The organism is Anaerosolibacter carboniphilus (assembly GCF_014205875.1).
Classification (GTDB): Bacteria; Bacillota; Clostridia; order Peptostreptococcales; family Thermotaleaceae; genus Anaerosolibacter; species Anaerosolibacter carboniphilus.
In genome coordinates, this window is the sequence record NZ_JACHEN010000015.1 from 1 (window position 1) to 18,075 (window position 18,075).

Annotated in this window: 16 protein-coding genes, 2 rRNA genes and 1 riboswitch; of the genes, 11 read left to right on the forward strand and 7 right to left on the reverse strand. The window is 34.0% G+C overall.

The features are described from left to right. The 7 genes from HNQ80_RS12430 to HNQ80_RS12460 all read left to right on the forward strand — a co-directional run. Window positions 1-95: ribosomal RNA gene (locus HNQ80_RS12430) — 23S ribosomal RNA — on the forward strand; the annotation flags it as partial. Window positions 96-277: 182 nt separating this feature from the next. Further along, window positions 278-394, forward strand: a 5S ribosomal RNA gene (gene rrf / locus HNQ80_RS12435). Between the two features lie 396 nt (window positions 395-790). Further along, a complete protein-coding gene (locus HNQ80_RS12440) occupies window positions 791-1,447 on the forward strand; it encodes a pentapeptide repeat-containing protein (protein WP_184310989.1) in 657 nt (218 codons plus the stop codon). Window positions 1,448-1,951: 504 nt separating this feature from the next. Next, a complete protein-coding gene (gene trpS / locus HNQ80_RS12445) occupies window positions 1,952-2,944 on the forward strand; it encodes a tryptophan--tRNA ligase (protein ID WP_184310990.1) in 993 nt (330 codons plus the stop codon). Between the two features lie 538 nt (window positions 2,945-3,482). Continuing rightward, the gene (locus tag HNQ80_RS12450) at window positions 3,483-3,836 is read left to right on the forward strand and encodes a nuclear transport factor 2 family protein (protein ID WP_184310991.1); all 354 of its coding nucleotides are present in this window, start codon (window positions 3,483-3,485) and stop codon (window positions 3,834-3,836) included. Window positions 3,837-3,993: 157 nt separating this feature from the next. Next, complete coding sequence (locus HNQ80_RS12455) at window positions 3,994-4,926, forward strand: 4Fe-4S double cluster binding domain-containing protein (RefSeq protein WP_184310992.1); 933 nt, start codon at window positions 3,994-3,996, stop codon at window positions 4,924-4,926. A 73-nt stretch (window positions 4,927-4,999) separates the two neighbouring features. Further along, a complete protein-coding gene (locus tag HNQ80_RS12460) occupies window positions 5,000-5,203 on the forward strand; it encodes a nucleic acid-binding protein (RefSeq protein WP_184310993.1) in 204 nt (67 codons plus the stop codon). 166 nt (window positions 5,204-5,369) lie between these two features. Here the strand turns inward: HNQ80_RS12460 and HNQ80_RS26670 are convergent, their stop codons facing one another. The 7 genes from HNQ80_RS26670 to HNQ80_RS12490 form a co-directional block, all read right to left on the reverse strand. Further along, on the reverse strand, window positions 5,370-5,504 hold the full coding sequence (locus tag HNQ80_RS26670; RefSeq protein ID WP_408626316.1) for a DUF6485 family protein: 135 nt from the start codon (window positions 5,502-5,504) through the stop codon (window positions 5,370-5,372). 50 nt (window positions 5,505-5,554) lie between these two features. After that, a riboswitch (guanidine-I (ykkC/yxkD leader) is annotated at window positions 5,555-5,651 on the reverse strand. Between the two features lie 344 nt (window positions 5,652-5,995). After that, window positions 5,996-6,625: a stalk domain-containing protein gene (locus HNQ80_RS12465; protein ID WP_184310994.1), complete on the reverse strand. Its 630-nt coding sequence runs from the start codon at window positions 6,623-6,625 to the stop codon at window positions 5,996-5,998. A 587-nt stretch (window positions 6,626-7,212) separates the two neighbouring features. After that, window positions 7,213-7,539: a hypothetical protein gene (locus tag HNQ80_RS12470; RefSeq protein ID WP_184310995.1), complete on the reverse strand. Its 327-nt coding sequence runs from the start codon at window positions 7,537-7,539 to the stop codon at window positions 7,213-7,215. 111 nt (window positions 7,540-7,650) lie between these two features. Beyond that, window positions 7,651-8,463 carry a CPBP family intramembrane glutamic endopeptidase gene (locus HNQ80_RS12475; protein WP_184310996.1) on the reverse strand — a complete coding sequence of 271 codons (813 nt, stop codon included), beginning with the start codon at window positions 8,461-8,463 and terminating at the stop codon, window positions 7,651-7,653. Between the two features lie 1,309 nt (window positions 8,464-9,772). After that, the gene (locus HNQ80_RS12480) at window positions 9,773-10,663 is read right to left on the reverse strand and encodes a LysM peptidoglycan-binding domain-containing protein (protein WP_184310997.1); all 891 of its coding nucleotides are present in this window, start codon (window positions 10,661-10,663) and stop codon (window positions 9,773-9,775) included. A gap of 115 nt (window positions 10,664-10,778) precedes the next feature. Continuing rightward, window positions 10,779-11,000, reverse strand: coding sequence for a hypothetical protein (locus tag HNQ80_RS12485; RefSeq protein WP_184310998.1), 222 nt, complete (start codon window positions 10,998-11,000; stop codon window positions 10,779-10,781). Between the two features lie 107 nt (window positions 11,001-11,107). Next, window positions 11,108-11,464, reverse strand: a complete 357-nt coding sequence (locus tag HNQ80_RS12490; protein ID WP_330602858.1) for a L,D-transpeptidase — start codon at window positions 11,462-11,464, stop codon at window positions 11,108-11,110. Between the two features lie 1,064 nt (window positions 11,465-12,528). Here HNQ80_RS12490 and HNQ80_RS12495 point away from each other — a divergent pair. The 4 genes from HNQ80_RS12495 (at window position 12,529) to topA (ending at window position 17,598) form a co-directional block, all read left to right on the forward strand. After that, window positions 12,529-12,768 (forward strand): hypothetical protein, encoded by a 240-nt coding sequence (locus HNQ80_RS12495; protein WP_184310999.1) that lies wholly within the window; start codon window positions 12,529-12,531, stop codon window positions 12,766-12,768. Window positions 12,769-12,816: 48 nt separating this feature from the next. Next, complete coding sequence (locus tag HNQ80_RS12500; RefSeq protein ID WP_184311000.1) at window positions 12,817-14,352, forward strand: YifB family Mg chelatase-like AAA ATPase; 1,536 nt, start codon at window positions 12,817-12,819, stop codon at window positions 14,350-14,352. 18 nt (window positions 14,353-14,370) lie between these two features. Beyond that, a complete protein-coding gene (gene dprA / locus HNQ80_RS12505) occupies window positions 14,371-15,450 on the forward strand; it encodes a DNA-processing protein DprA (RefSeq protein ID WP_207726996.1) in 1,080 nt (359 codons plus the stop codon). 75 nt (window positions 15,451-15,525) lie between these two features. Beyond that, on the forward strand, window positions 15,526-17,598 hold the full coding sequence (gene topA, locus HNQ80_RS12510; protein ID WP_184311001.1) for a type I DNA topoisomerase: 2,073 nt from the start codon (window positions 15,526-15,528) through the stop codon (window positions 17,596-17,598). The last annotated feature ends 477 nt before the right edge of the window (window positions 17,599-18,075 follow it).

Below are 18,075 nucleotides of genomic sequence, written 5' to 3' on the forward strand. Positions count from 1 at the left end.
AAGACCCCAAGTAGACTACTTGGTTGATAGGTCGGAGGTGTAAGGGCAGTAATGTCTTTAGCTGACCGATACTAATAGGTCGAGGACTTGACCAATATTGTATAGATTCTCTAAATCATTGTTCAGTTTTGAAGGTATATGCCTTTAGTTGACGGTTGACCGTTGACTGTTTACAGTTGTTAGGGTAGTTCTTTGGAGTTAAAAAGGCCAAAGAGAATGACGTAAATAACTGATAACAGACAACCGATAACCGACAACGGTGGCGAAGCCACACAAATCCAGTGACTACAGCGAAGGGGTCACACCTGTTCCCATACCGAACACAGAAGTTAAGCCCTTCAGCGCTGATGGTACTTAGGGGGTAGCCCCTTGGGAGAGTAGGTCGTCGCTGGTTTGATAAAGAAACTCAGAAGCAATTGCTTCTGAGTTTCTTTATTTATACATAATTAATGCTGTAAATTTTTGATTACAATCTACGAGTTCATGGTTGTATAGACATTTATTGTAAATTATTGTATCATCTATTTATAATATCTGTAAAACGGGTAATATCAATTGGATAAATCGAAAGTATCGATACTAAGGATGGCGAAATAAATTTGGAAATCCGATCAACTTATCTGAGGAGTTAGTGGCAGATAGTAAACTGGCATTAATTAATACTGTCATTTCATCATTTGCTGCTGTCACGCAGAATCGTATTATAAATAACGTCAGCCTTATAGCATAAGTTAAGTTCTAGATTTTATTTAAGTATAAAAATGAAAAATAAGTTTAAGGAGATTGCACTATGAATAATAAGCAAGTTCTTCCCAAAATAATTAAGCCCAAATTTATAAAGGATATTGAACAAACGTGTACGAAAATTATTGATATTGAAGATGAAGGTAGTATTAAGAATATCTATATATCAGATTGCAGAATCAAAAGACAAGCAGCTAGTCAAGTAAGCTTTGAAGGTGTGATCTTTAATAAAGTAGATTTCAAAGGTATCACATTGAATTCATTAGAACTTACTGATGTAAGATTTGAAAACTGTGATTTGTCAAACGCAAATTTTAGTGGGGCAATTATTCATAGAACGGAGTTTATAGACTGTAAGCTGATGGGGCTAAATCTCAATGAGGCTACATTCCAGAACATTTGTATGAATAACTGCAATGGTCAATTTGTTTTAATGAATTATACTCAAATGAAAAATGTGATCTTATCAGATTGTATATTTGAAAATAGTAACTTTCAACACAGTGATTTTAATAAGGTTGAGTTTAGAAAATGCAATTTTAAACTAAGTCAGATGTCCGGAACAAGCTTATCAGGAATAGACTTGAGTAATTCCGATTTTGAAGGAGTAGGTATACGACCCGAAGATATTAGGGGTGCAATCGTTTCTCCTATGCAAGCAGTAGACTTTTCAAAATTATTTGGACTTGTTATAAAAGCGTAAATATAGAGCCAAAAGTAACAACCTCTACCAATTGTACTTCAAGGAAGTGTGTGTGAGTTAATGTCTGTTTGGAATATGAACCGTTATATGTAATACCATGCATAGGGAGTACTGTGTGTTGCTAGAAAAGTTGAAAAATAAATAGACAGGATAGATTTTTAATGTGTATAATGTAAATATAATTAAAACCGATGAGTAAGAGTAGTAGACATAAGGCTTTGAATTTACAGAGAGCTATTGATGGTGAAAATATAGCATTTCAATCTATGTTGAATGGACTTATGAGGGCAACTCGAAAGCTTTGCTAGTAGATGTTGACGGAAATCCTAACCGTTATAATGGAAGCGTATGTTGGTACGTGAAATTTGTTATTTTGGGTGGCTAAACAGAACAATGAACTTCTGTCCCTTTTGGGATGGGAGTTTTTTATTTTAAGGAGGCGATTTCATGGAAGATGGTTGGTGGTGTCTATTTTAAAATAATATTCTAAAGGAGGCATTTAAAATGAAACGAATTTTAACAGGTGATAGAACAACTGGAAAGTTACACTTGGGGCATTATGTAGGTAGTCTCCAAAATAGAGTAAAATTGCAAGACGAATATGATACCTTCATTATATTAGCAGATATACAAGCGTTGACAACACATTTTGAACGACCAGAGTTATTAAATAAAAGCATTTATGATGTTGCGATTGACAATTTATCAGTAGGGTTAGACCCGAATAAGATAACTATGTTTTTACAATCTAAAGTTAGCGCGATTGCAGAATTGACAGTATTTTATTCAATGCTTGTTTCAGTTAATTCATTACGACATAATCCAACTATAAAAACAGAGGCAAAACAATATGGATATGATGATTTAAGTTATGGATTTTTAGGATATCCTGTTAGCCAAACAGCGGATATAACCTTTTGTGATGCGGATTTAGTTCCAGTTGGAGATGATCAAATTCCTCACATAGAGCAAGCAAGAAAAATTGCAAGAAGATTTAATGATTTATATGGGAAAGGAAAGGTTATTATTAAAGAGCCAAAACCATTGCTTAGCAATACTCCAAGACTTATTGGATTAGATGGAAATTCAAAAATGGGTAAAAGTCTTGGTAATGCAATCTATTTATCAGACGCCGTTGAAGATGTTAATGCAAAAATAAAATCAGCTGCAACCGATAGAAATAGAATAAAGATAAAAGATGCAGGTAATCCGGATATATGTACGATAAGCAAATATCATGAGGTATTTAACCCTAGCGAATATAAAAATATTTACGAAATGTGCAGAAATGCAGATGTTGGTTGCGTAGCTTGTAAAAAACTTTTAGCAGAAAAGATCAATTGTCTTGTTGCTCCATTTAGAGAAACACGAGCTTACTATGAGGAGCATAAAAGTGAAGTACGTGATATTATACTGGCAGGTAGTGAGAAGGCAAATATGGTTGGCAACAAGATTGTTGAAGACATTAAAAGAGCTATGAATATTCACATAGAATAGAAACTAAATAACTTGAGTTGTGCAAAAATTATATTGCTAGTTTTAGAATCTTGTACAACTCAGCAATATCCATTAAAGTAAAAGTAAATAATTAAATAATTTTTATAGCTTTTTTGAAAAATGATAAATATGCCTAGCTTATAGAGTGTGAAATAATTTATAGGCGAGTGAAATAGAACTCCTTTCTGTCATAGAAATCATCACTGATAGATAGGAGTTTTTTTATGTAGCTTTACTATATTTGCTGCCAATAATAGTAATTTCATATTTGATAGCAACGAAAACAAAGTTTAGAGTTTTCGCTATAGCTCTTTGTATTAGTAGTATTTTTATTTCGTTTAGAGTTTTTGTTTTAACTAGTTTATTAATATGGTTTTAGCTACTATATCTCTTCCAAAGCAATGCAAGAAATAGTAATTGAGCAATATTTAAAAGCTTCTGGTCATCCAAGAACTGTTATTATATGGTAGAATAAGTAATATACGGTTGTAGAAAATTACAAGGTACAGATTATTTATTCAAACAGGAGGTAAATTATATGAAGCCAAAAGAGATACTTTGTCAATGGGTTGACGCATTTAATGATGCAGATGCAGAAATTATTTCAGAATTATATGATAACAGTGCAATAAACCATCAGGTTGCCAATGAGCCAGTTATTGGGAAAGAGGCTATAAAGAAAATGTTTGAACAAGAATTTGCTCAAGCAAAAATGGTTTGTATCGTTGAAAATATTTTTGAAGATGGACAATGGGCAATTTTGGAATGGCGCGATCCATTGGGTTTAAGAGGTTGCGGTTTTTTTCAAATAGTGAATGATAAGATTTTATTTCAAAGAGGTTACTGGGATAAACTATCTTTCTTAAAACAGCATAATTTGCCTATTGAATAAAACGAGTATAATCCTTATTCGGAGTAATATACATTATTTCTATAATACAAAGCAAAGTTATGAATCGAATGCAATGCAATTGAAATTGAGTTGAACTCGAAAACTTCTGGTTATCTAAAAGCTTTTAAATTATTTATATAACAGGAGGATTTAGAATATGAGTATGGCTGACTTGCTAAAACAGGAGGCATTGATACATGGTGACAAACTACAAATGCTATCTATAAAGTGTTTGCAAAATCTTAAAAACGAGATTGAACTCTTCGAAAAGGACGAGGGTTTAAATGGTTTTCAAAGATGGATTGTGAATAACTTGTATAAGTTGGATGTACCGACTGTTGAATCTGTAATAAAATCTATCATCATTATCGCTGTTCCACATCCGTCCTATGCAAAAGTGGAGTTTGTGAGACAGGGCAAAAAATATAATTTTGTAAGTCTTGTAAAGTCTGACTTTGATAATACTGAAAAATATCTGAATAATTTTCTCACACCAAAACATTATCATATAAAAGCTGCACCCAATCTGCCGCTGAAACGATTAGCTTCCCAAAGTGGTTTAGCAGTCTATGGCAGGAATAATATCTGTTATATAGAGGGAATGGGTAGTTTTTTTTCCTTTATTGCTTATTTCTCAGACATACCCTGTGAGAATGATGATTGGGGGGAAATGCGACAGGCTAATAGATGTATTAATTGCAATATTTGCTTCAACAATTGCCCTACAGAAGCTATTAGAGAAGAACGTTTTTTAATAGATAATGAAAGATGTTTGTCATATTTTAATGAAAACTCAGATGAATTTCCAGAATGGATACCGTTATCGATACATCATTGTTTATATGACTGTTTGAAATGTCAAATTAATTGTCCAATGAATAAAGAATATGTGAATAATGTTGTAGAATCAATCAAATTTAGTGAAGAAGAAACTGATATGTTATTATCAGGAAACTATTTTGATTCATTTTCCCTCGCTCTAAAACAGAAATCAAAAGTATTAGGTTTAAATGATTGGCTTGATGCTATTCCAAGAAATTTAAAGATATTATTTGAGCTAAGCGACACACATAATGAGACTACTCTTTAGTACATTTATTATGCAATTTTCTTATATTGCGAAGTAAGGGTTATTTACATAATACAGGATGGAGGGAACGAAAATGAGAATTTGTCGGCAGTGTCAATGTGAGATGGTTGAGGGATTTGATGTGAAGGTTGAAGGTGCAGGATATGGTATTAAAATAGCTGAAGGTATCGGCATCTTTGCCAACAGAATAGAAAAGCCTAAAGTTGCAATTTGTCCTGAATGTGGAGAGATCTCTTTGTATATTGAGAATACAGATAAAATTTCAAAAAGTAAATAATAACTATGGATATTTCTTATGCGGTGAAATACACATTTCATAAAATAAAACAAAGAGTAGCTGGATATTAAATCGACTACTCTTTGTTATTCTGTATTAATAGAGACTGTTAAAAGTTTTATTGCGAGTGAAATAAAACTCCTTTCTGGCATAAAAATAACTGCAATCATAGAAAACATTTTTTAACGCATGGATCGCAGCCGTAATCATGATTATGGGGATTTAATTTACAGTTAAGATCTTTACACGAACAAAAGTGCTTTTTATTCATAGGAATTGACCTCCTTCGACTTGATAGCATGAATTAGTATTTGATAAAAAAATAAACCCAGAAAAATATCATCTAAGATATTTTCCCGGGCTTTTCTCCCTCCGTGTACACAGATAACTGTATGTTTTCTCTTGGACCAGACCAGCCATAAGCTGCGGAACCCTAGAAAACTTTATATTTATTATGTAGTATTCTAGATTAATTGTCAACTCAAATGGAACATTTAATTGCACTAAAATAAGATTGCATATCGATTGATAATCTTCCATGTTAGACGATGAAAAGATTAGAAATAACGCAATAATTGTTATGAATAAACTTATGTTCAAAGGATGTCTCCTCAAGATTATAGTCATGTTTCTATTTTATGAATGTAGCATTACTCATTAAAACAAAAGCTATCCTAATTATTACTACAAAAAATCTACAATCAATAAAAATATTTAGTGAAATCTGTATGACAGAGTAAAAAAGCGCCTTGTTAAAGGCGCCCTAGTTATAAAAGAATAAGGTTTATTAAATTAATCTTGAAACACTAGCAACGTTGTTTCATAAAGCGTTTTAAATGATCCATTGACCTTCATTTGAATCTGTACTTTATGATTACCTACTTTTGTAAAGTTAATATTGGTAAACTGGGTAAGATCAATTAACTGAGGAATGTCATCTGTTATTTGAACACTAAATTCTTCACTACTGGAAACTATTTCTTTATCCGGATCTAAAAGAACCATTCTATAGTGATATTCACCGGGATTAAGATTAGACACGGCTGTATATACATAGAAATCCTTAACATGAACACATGCTTTATTTGAAAAATTACCTAAAGTGTATATACCATCTTCATAGTCTGCATTTTTGGCAAATATCATGGTCACTTCAGGTTTAATAATATTTATTGTTTTTGTTTCGCTATTCCACTCTATGGCACCATTTATAGAATCTGCTATAGCGTTTAAGGGTAGCAGTATTTCATCATTGAAGTTAAGCACAGGGAAATTATTCTGTACAAATTCTCCGTTAATAGATACATTTATCTCTGAAAAATTAGTATTGGTTGTATTAGATTCCATTGATACTGCAACTACAGGAGTAGATGTAAAGATGAAGAGTGCAAACAATAAGATGAGTTTTCTTTGGATTGTCATTAGTAATCCTCCTAGCCATAGAATAATTTTTAAAAAATAATACTAAATATATGTTTCATTGAAAGAATGTTTTTTTATCTAAACACACTCCTCTCAATATAGCTTCAAGTTGTTATATTATAGCATGTCATGTAAAATTATGTAAGCGTTTGAAGTGCCATATTGCTAAAATAGGACATTGGAACCATACTGAAATATACTATGTTTATGTAATTAAAAAAGATATTAGAGTAATTTGAGATTTTGTAAGAGTTAGTATTGCATTATTTATAAACAAAGGGAGGCATATACAATTGAGAGAAGTAAAGTACGGAAAATTCGGTAGGCCCCTTTATGAATTAGAAGGATAGTTTGGATCATAACTAGGTTTTATTGCTAGTACAACAGATGCAAATTTGAGCGCAGCAAAAGCCTTCTGAGGGTCTAGTTTAGAGATAATCTTGTAAATAATAAAGCTGAATGAGAGAAGATAGACAATAAGCAGCACACTGGCAGCTACCTCCTTGATAAGTAAAAAGAAAAGAATTAAAAAGCGGGCAGATCGTATGGAAGTATCTACCCGCAGGACTATATATTAGTTTATTGAATTACGCAGTGATTGGTCCAAATGCTGCGATATCCCGTGCATCAATGGACATTAGCGTTCCTACTGGGATTGATCCAAAACTTTCAGTCAATATAATTCTAATGAATGGTATTGGTTCTTGAGATTCGCAAGATACTACTCTCCCAATTAAAGTGTTAGGGCTACCACCTTCAAGCACAAATGCTCCTATGGCACCAACAATTACACCACCTTGAGTTAAGATTTGACATGTGTCAGGCAAAACCTGCTCAATAGAAATTTCATTTGACATAGATTTTCCTCCAATCATAATATTTTGAGGCAATGCATAATGCAAACAACTAAGCATAGTGCCCTGTCCCAATTCATGGTATGCATATCACTGATTAGGTGTCACAAAATATTTAAAATGGGTTTTCATAGAAAGATATGATAAAAGATCAGCTTGATGGCTGATCTTTTACGTTGGTTCCTCTTGAGAGGCGAAATTTGCTTCACTAATTGTTTTATAACTAATGAAATATTTTAGTGATAAAATAAGCAGAAAACTGCCTATTATTAAAGCCACTAGATTAAAATTGCCATCAAAATAAAGAAGTTCACTTACAGCAATGAAATTATTGAAAATATGCATTACAATGCTTGGAATCAAAGAGTCAGTCTTTAGATAAATAAATCCAAAAATTAAGCCTATTATAAATGCATTGAGACCTTGGTGAATGTTTAAATGTATTAAACCGAATATTATTGAGGAAGTGACTACCGCCACCCAAGGCTTATTTCTCAGTAATAAACCTTTCATAATAATGCCTCGATAAAGAATTTCTTCATATATAGGACCTGTAATAACCACCAATAGAATTAGTACAATTGGACTTACGGATAATTCTTCAAAATAATCTATAAGATACTCATCTGGAGGGATATCTTTCAGAAGCTGCATAAGTGTATTATCAATGAACAAATTATAACCTACCATGAGCAATAGGATATACAAGCAAGTTTTTAAAGAGGGTTTACCTCCTAAAGTAATGCCTTGAGAAAATCTTTTTTTAGCGTATCGATTTAGATAAAGAAGAACTATTAAAAAAACAAATAATTCTTCAGCAAGTTGTAAAAAAGTCATTGAATTAGGATTTGAGTTGAAGAAGGGAAAGAATGCTGCTATTTCAAAAGGGATATACAATCCAGATTGAATCGCTAAGACTAAAAGTGCGAATAAAAAAGAACCTATAACGGTAAAGCCAGGTATTTTTCCTTTTGATTCTTCCATGATGGGCCTCCTAACACTTGATGAAGTAATTATAAAGATAAAATTTAGAAAAAGCAAATGCAATATATAGAAGAAGTACCACAACTATCTGCTATGAATGAATTAACTAAGGTATAATTGAAACTGAAATGTCGTCGGATACAAAGACTACTCTGGATAATTTGAAGTGTAGCAAAATGAATAAAAAGTTTTTTAAAAGCATCTATATGATATTACTGCTAATAATATCTGCGCTTATATTTTCTACTGGTTGTTCTGCGGAGCCAGCGCCCTTATAAGATAATGTAGAACCAGGGAATATCCCTGTCGAACAAACTTCAGATGTAAATCAGTCCAGCGGATCGACACAAGTGGGGAGCTTAGAAGGTTCCTTTATCGATGTTGGCTAAGCTGATTTATTGGAAATAAGTCACCATGGAAGTCATAATCTTTTAACAGATAGAATAATAGGAATAAAATGACGTATCAGGAGAATGTCTTTCTATTCCTATTGAGAGAATTATATTTACTATTTTAGATAATAAGTGCTAGAGGTATATCCTAGGTCATAAACAATCCTATAATCATATGGGAGAATAGGAAAATTTGGTTCTGGAAAATAAAAGAGATGGCAAATGCTGCCGAGAGACCAAAAAGAATAATGATAGTAAATTTTTTTCAAAAGTTCACCCCCTCTCCAGCGGTATAACTTATGCAATGGAGAAAAAAGTGTGACAAGCTGTAAAGTAATGAAGCAATAGTTTTGAGTATCGTTAAATATAAGTTTAGACAAAGTAAAAAATAGAGCCCTATCACAAGGATAGAAGCTCATAGGTTAAAGGAGGATTTCATTGTTTCTATTCATAAATATATCCGACTTGAGAATGTCCAAATCAAAAGATTATTGTTTAAGATAAAGTTTCTGAGGATACGAACATACTATATAAATTAACAGCTCCTGCTCTGAACTGGCAGGGTGGAAAACTAAGTTGGAATGTTTATGACAAAAGCAAAGTAAGAATTCTTTGTGAATTAGAAGGGAAAGAGAAGATAGAATTAAAGTAGTTGTTATGATTGAAGATTACTAGTTGACATACCTGCAATAGTTGGCCCAATACTTCTTACGTGAGTTATAGCACATATATCTGGGCTTGATTCAAGAATAGTACTTCTAAGAATTTGAGCGAATCTTGTACATAAACTTCCTCGGTTAGGCTTTGTAAGCATGTCCTATACAGTGAACATGATAATCCTGTAAGGTTTTTATAAGGTATATTCAAAATGCAACATCGAATAAAAAGCCAGAAGAAATATCCTCTGGTAGCGGGAATTAGATAAATGTAATTTCGTTGAATCCTAGCCTTGGCATAAAGCCTACCTGACCAGTGTTAACTACCATAACTTGATCATATATTTGTATGCCTCCACGAGGACCTTCTTCACTGGTGGGACTAGGGATATTCCAACGTAATACGATTATTCTGATTCCTTGGGAAATTGTAGTACTTGGTGAAGCTAAATCAGGTTGAGTTAGTAAACGATTTGGATTGGTCATAACATGGAGTCTATTACCTTGTACTTCTACCAAGTTGATACGTCTAAGCGCTAAGGCAGCTATTTCAGCAACAGCACTACTTGGATCATTTCTTGCGACATATCTAAGTTCTTCTTTAGCCCTCAATCCATATGCAAGTCTACCCAGACTGATTGCGGCATAGAAACGGACTGTTTCACATGGATGACTTAATAGGTCAATTGGGTATGGAACATACTTTTGACCTAGCGCTTGCCACTGAAATGAGCCTAAGTAGAAGATACCGTATTCTTCTAATGGGGTAATTAGATCGCAGTTTATATCTCCAATCCGTTTCCAACTTTGATAGAATTCTTCTGGGTCAGCGATATCTTGAACAATTAATAATTCATCACCAGAATAAATAAGATTGGTATCATGGATTTGATTGGCTGCAACGAGTGTTTGTAATGATACATTGAATTGTCTTGAAAGACAGTTCAATGTATCTCCTGGAAGTAAAATGTAATATGGAAGACCGCCCGCTTTGGGCAAGTTAGTATTAGGGTCTGGAATTATCAGAGGCTGGCCAACGAAAATGAAATCCGGATTACAGACAACATTTGCTTGGAGAATCGTATTGCTTGTAGTGTTGAATTTTTTTGCAATGCTACTTAAGCTATCGCCTCGCTGAACATGGTAGAGCATAAGAATCACCCCTTCTTATTAGAATATTAAATATTTACCTTTGGGGTGCAGATAATTGCGTTTTGATTCATTTAAAAAGAGAGGGTTAATTACAACACTCTCCAGATAATGTAGTTTATTTAATTAGTTTTTTAGCTTTTTGTGTATCATTAGGCTTGAGAGTCGGAGGGATTTTATCACGACCTAATTGTTTTCCTACAATGTAGCGAGCACACTTAGTTTCATTACCATTACAGTAATGATTTTCAATCAGCTTGACAAAGTGCTCAGGGAAATTTTTAAAACTATCTTTATGGGCATCACAGGTTTTCTTGAATCTACATCCAGACATTGACATTGTACCAACTCCTAAATGTTAAGATTATGATAGTACAATATATTCCGTAAGCAGAACTGTTTATGATACAAAGTAGAATCTTGATGACGTTGATAAAAGGAAAATATTTACACAATCTTCACAGTGGTTCCGATTGGGACTAGATTATAAAGTTCAATAACATCCTTATTATGCATTCTTATACAACCATTAGATATGAATTTTCCGATAGAAGAAGGATTATTTGTGCCATGAATTCCAATATGAGGTTTGCTTAATCCCATCCACCTCACACCAAAAGGACCACCTGGGTTTATAGATTTGTTTACAATTTTAAATGTGCCTTTAGGCGTAGGAGTAGCTGATTTTCCAACAGCAACAGGATAAGACTTAAACCATTGTCCGTTACGGTATAAGGTGAGTGTACGAGCCGTTGTATGAATAGCAATGCTGTAAGTTGATGTACTACGCCAATAATAATACACTTTGATCCCTCCCTGATTTAGCGTAAAGATAATACATATTATGCAGAGCGGCTACAAATATGAGGAAAATAAAAAATTAAATCAGAAGAGATATTAATGTTACGAAATAATAAGTATACAAATAACATCGCACATAATTCCAAAAATGTTTGTAAAACTATGGCCTAATGAATCGAACTACCCGAGGGGGATCGGGTAGTTTGTGAGGAGTATTATAATGAATCTATGAGTCAATCAAGAACTCTTTTTCTAATCTATAGTATTCAAATCTGAGGGACAAGGTTACAAAATTATAGTTTAGTGAAGGGGAGGGAGTCAACAATATCTACAAATAAAAATCCAAGTAATATCAACTTGGATAAAGAGGCTGTCTTATTTTGTTTTTAGGACTAATAAATTTCTAAGTTCACGATATTCATCAGGTTCGAGCTCTAAACTTTATATAAAACAATACCATGTTTCATTTTTACCTGATTTTTGAAAGGAAATCAATATTATATTTTATATAAATAACCATAACAGTAACATAATCATTTCCCTTTCACTCCACCCATTTAGCTAATAAAGGTTATCATTGGTTTTTATTGCTAATCTCAAGTACTTTGAAAAATATCTTCAGTACTTCGACGATTTTATCTTAAGTAAATGGATAGTAGAGCATCTATGATATTAAGCACACTGGCTATAATTATCAAACTTTGCGTATCAAACTCAAGACAAATGTTCAATTTCATATCCATTCACCGCCCTTATTAGCTTTTTAAACTATTATTGACAGCCAACTGGGTGGAGTTTAGGGGTTGACTTGATTATTAACAAAACTAATTATGTTTATACATCGAATTAGCATTAAATATAAGTTTAGAAACTGAAAAAACATAAAGAATTTCCAAACAGCAATGGAAATCCTTTATAGGAGGGGTGTTCTTGTTTAAAAGCTACCAGCAATTTTATTCTATATAAAGAAAAATCAAAATTCATGTGATGATTAGAGTTTCCGAGGAACCTAGTATACTGCATAAATCTACGACTTCTGTCCTAAACACGGCAGTTTGGGATACGAAATGGGAATTTTCGTTAGATCTATTGAAAATTTACAATATGAAATGACAGTTGAAGAGTTTAAAGAAAATCTTCCATCGATGATTAAGCGTGAGAAATTAACTGCTTCACAACATAAAATCAATTATGATGCTATGTATTTTGAGTCATCCAATTATGCACTTTTATTTTACAATAAAGGAGACAATGAAGAATTTATCGAAAATTTAGAAAAAAAGAAGGATAATGGAAAAAGGGATTGAACTATAGAATATGAAAAGATTTCCAATTGTATTGAGGTGGAAGAAAAAATGCTATCAAAAATATTTAGCTGTACACTGAATGGACTTGATGGAAGTACCATAGAGGTTGAGGTAGACATATCAAATGGTCTTCCAGCACTAAATATTGTGGGCCTACCTGACACCGCTGTAAAAGAATCGAAGGAAAGAATTCGAGCAGCCATCAAGAATTCAGGTTTTGAATTTCCCATGAAAAGGATAACGATTAACCTAGCACCAGCCAACACGAAAAAAGAAGGGACTCATTTAGATTTACCGATGGCTTTAGGCGTGTTAGATGCTGCAGGGATTATTAAAAATGATAAAATGAAGGAATATGCATTCATTGGTGAGTTATCTCTTAATGGAAAGATCAATAGAGTCACAGGTGTGTTGCCATTGGTCATTGCGTTGAGAAATAATGGATTCAATAAGATTATACTACCAGAGGAAAATGCAGAGGAAGGAGCAATCATAAAGGATATTGAAATATATTCTTTTTCAAACTTATATGAAATTGTCCAATTCTTTAATGAGGAAATAACTGCTGTTCCAGCACAGAGAAAACCAGTCGTAGAAAGGCAGGATGCATCGGAGGGAATAGATGATTTTAGTGATGTTGTAGGACAGGAGGGCATAAAGCGGGCTTTTCAGATTGCAGCAGCTGGTGGACATAACATATTGATGATAGGTCCACCGGGATCAGGGAAAACAATGCTTGCAAGAAGATTTCCAAGTATTCTTCCAGATATGACCTATGAGGAAGCTATTGAAGTTACAAAAATACATAGTATTGCTGGGCTGCTAACAAACTATTCTTCTCTGATAACAAAAAGACCTTTCAGATCCCCCCATCATACTATTTCTAGCATTGCCTTGATTGGCGGAGGAAGAATGCCTAAGCCCGGGGAAGTTTCCCTTGCTCATTATGGAGTCCTTTTTTTAGATGAACTTCCTGAATTTCAAAGGAATGTATTGGAAGTGCTGCGGCAGCCTATTGAGGATGAAATTGTAACTATATCTAGGGTAAATGGAACACTTACGTATCCCTCTAAATTCATTCTAGTAGCCAGCATGAATCCTTGCCCTTGCGGCTATTACGGCGATAGCGTCCATCCGTGTAGCTGCACGCCACCTCAAATTAAAAAATATTTATCTAAAATTTCTGGTCCTCTTTTAGATCGTATTGACATGCATATAGAGGTATTTCCAGTGAAATACAGTGAATTGCAGATTCAACAGGGAACGAGGAGCAGCTTAGAACTGAAACAAAGCGTAAATGAAGCCCGTAAAATTCAGCTTGAGCGATATGAAAAAGATGGTATACTTTTTAATTCCCAGCTGAAGCCCAAGCTAATAAAGAAGTATTGTAAAATGGGAAGCGCTGAGAAGGAGCTTTTAGAGACAGCATTTAATAAGCTTGGACTTAGTGCAAGGGCCTACAATAGAATCGTTAAATTAAGTAGGACAATTGCAGATTTAAGTGGTAGTGAGAAAATCCAAGTGACACATATAGCTGAGGCCATTCAATATAGAAATCTAGACAGAAAATATTGGAATCCATGATGGTAAGGGTGATAAATAATGGAGGAAAAATACTATCTTGCTTGGTTAAATTATGTAAATGGTGTAGGTTTAAAAACGATTGAAGCACTCATTCGCCGATTTGGGAGCGCACGAAATGTTTTTTTTGCATCTGCCAGCGAATTGTTGAGAAGTGATGGAATAAATGAAAACATAATTCATAACATATTACAAAATAGAGATGAAGAAAGAATTGAAGCGCAGAGAATAATTATAGAAAAACTAGGTATAGATATATTATCAAGAAACGATATGGAATTTCCATGCAATCTCAGAAATATTTATGATCCACCATACTTGCTTTATAAAATTGGAAGTATCCATACAGATGATGAAACTGCTGTAGCTATTGTTGGTGCTAGGAAGGCAACACCTTATGGGAAGTGGGCGGCATATAAATTGGCTGGAGATTTGGCGAAAAGAGGTATTACAGTTGTAAGTGGCATGGCATATGGTATTGATACAGCTGCCCATAGGGGAGCCTTAGATAATGGTGGCAGAACCATTGCTGTATTAGGATGTGGTGTAGATATTTGCTATCCAAAATCAAATTATTCACTCATGAAGGAAATACAAAAAAATGGTGCTGTAGTCTCTGAATATGCCATAGGCACTCCACCTTTACCCAATCATTTTCCGCCACGTAATCGTATTATTAGTGGAATGGCAAAAGGTATTGTTGTTATTGAAGCAAACGAAAAGAGCGGGTCTTTGATTACTGCAGAATTTGCTTTGGAACAAGGGCGAGAGGTTTTTGCTGTACCTGGAAATATCAATAGTAGCCTAAGTAGGGGTACAAATCAGCTTATTAAAGATGGAGCCAAGATTGTAACTTGCGTAGAAGATATCCTTGAAGAATTAGGAATGGAGGAAGTGAAGGCTATAGATCAGCAAATGATAGAGCTAAGTACTCATGAAATGGAGATATACCACACAGTTAAGGAATGCCAACCTGTCCATATGGAAATTTTATCCTTGAAAACGAAGCAAAGTATTGATAATATAAACAGTATTGTTACTATTTTGCAATTAAAAGGTTTAGTAGAACTTTTACCGGGAAAAATATTGATAGCAAGATAAACAAGACGAAGTGTTTTGAAATAACAATAGGTTTTTGATATAATAACTATTGTTTTATTATATGGAGGTGAAAAAGTGGCAAAATCCCTAGTAATCGTAGAGTCTCCTGCGAAAGCAAAAACAATAGGAAAATTCTTAGGCAAAAATTATAAAATAACAGCCTCCGTTGGACATGTGAGAGATCTTCCTAAAAGTAAAATGGGTATTGATGTTGAACATGAATATGAGCCTAATTATATTACAATAAGAGGAAAAGGGCCCGTTATACAGGAATTGAAGAAAGAGGCTAAAAAAGCAAAGAAAATACTATTGGCAACCGACCCTGATAGAGAAGGGGAAGCGATATCATGGCATCTGGCACATATTTTATCCATTGAAGAGAATGACAAATGCAGAATTGAGTTCAATGAGATAACCGAAACAGCGATCAAGAACGCTGTGAAAAAGCCGAGAAAGATCAATAAGAGTCTTGTAGATGCGCAGCAAGCCAGAAGAGTACTAGACCGTCTAGTAGGCTATAGTATAAGCCCTCTCTTATGGAGAAAGGTACGTAAAGGGCTGAGTGCTGGCCGAGTGCAATCTGTTGCGACAAAGCTCATATGTGATAGAGAAAAAGAAATCAGTGAATTTATACCACAAGAGTATTGGAGTATAGCTGCATATCTTAGAAAAAAGAATTCAAAAGAAGTAATAGAGGCCAAATTTTACGGATCGGATCAAGAGAAGATTGAGATTCATTCGAAAGATGAAGTAGAGGGAATTTTGGCAAGGCTGAATAAAAGCGAATATGTTGTTTCCGATGTTAAGAGAAGAGAGAAGAAAAGAAATCCTTATCCACCCTTTACTACCAGCAGTTTGCAACAAGAAGCGGCCAATCGATTGGGATTTACGACGAAAAAGACAATGATCGTAGCCCAGCAGCTTTATGAGGGGATTGAGTTGAAAGCTGAGGGATCCGTAGGGCTTGTTACCTACATAAGAACAGATTCTACCAGAATATCTGATGAGGCAAAAGAAAAAGGTCGTCAATATATCGTTAATACTTTTTCTGAAAAATATCTCCCAGAAGAAGAGAAACAATATAAAACCAAAAAGGAAGCACAAGATGCCCATGAAGCGATCAGGCCAACGGATATTGAGAGAACTCCTGATCATATAAAAGAATCCCTTACGAACGATCAGTATAAGCTGTATAAGTTAATTTGGGAGCGATTTGTGGCGAGTCAAATGAAAAATGCTCTTTATGATACATATGCGGTGGATATAGCGAATAATGGATATATCTTCAAGGCTTCAGGGTCTAAATTAGTTTTTGATGGTTTTCTGAGGGTATATACCTATGCTACGGTTTCCGATACAGAAATTCCAGAAGTTGAGTTAAATGATAAGCTAGTACATGATAGCCTCGATCCTAAACAGCATTTTACACAACCACCACCTAGGTTTACAGAAGCTACTTTGGTAAAAGAATTGGAAGAGAAAGGTATTGGAAGACCTAGTACCTATGCACCAATTATTACAACCATCCTAAGTCGTGGATATGTTGAAAAGGAGAACAAAGCGTTAAAACCTACAGAACTTGGACTTATTGTTACTGAATTGCTGGAAGAGTATTTTAGCGATGTCGTTGATCAAGACTTCACAGCTGAACTAGAAATAAAACTTGACGAAGTTGAAGCAGGAAGATTAGACTGGATTAGGGTAATTGACGATTTTTATAAGCCTTTCAGTGTTGTGCTTAAACACGCAGAGGAAGAAATTGAAAAAATTGAGTTGGTTGAGGAAGCCACCGATGAAATTTGTGAAGAATGTGGAAAGCACATGGTTGTGAAATATGGTAAATTTGGAAAATTCCTCGCTTGTTCAGGATATCCTGAATGTGAACATACAAGACCTTTTGTGCATAAAATTGGTGTTCCTTGTCCTCACTGCCAAGGGGAAATTGTCGAAAGAAGATCAAAAAAAGGTCGATTGTTTTATGGGTGTATAAACTTTCCTAAATGTAATTTTGTTACATGGAGTAAACCGATCGATGAAAAGTGTCCAGAGTGTGGAACGCTTCTTGTTGAAAAGAAAACAAAAAAAGGAACTATAATTCAGTGTTCAAGCAAGGAGTGTAAATATAAGCGTCAAGGCGAAGAGGAATAGTGTTTGTCAATCTATTATGAAAATTTTAACTTTTTTATCTTGCAAATTATGACAAAATGTGCTAACATTCTCTTAGTTTCTCGAAATATGTCTTTCATCTTAAAACAATATGTATATCATTATGTTTGTTATAAAGCGAAGGATCAGATGAATAATGCTTATGAGGAACCTTTCTAAATATAGTTAATTGGATTTAAAAAAGCTCTGATATTATATGTAAGACCTGCTAAAAGAATCTGAAGGAATAAAAATCCAGCCTACTGAAAAAGATATGAATATGATGAAAGACTGTGATATTTCGCTATTAATTCAAAACCATTCTTACAGTAGTTGATCTATTGATTGCTGATGTTTGTTTTGAATTGGCAAGCGTCATCACGGGATTAGATTTTGATAAAACTGTCAGAGCGAGTGTTAGGTGGAGGTTATTTCTCTATTCATGATTCGAATAGATCTATATCATGGTTAATAAAGCGA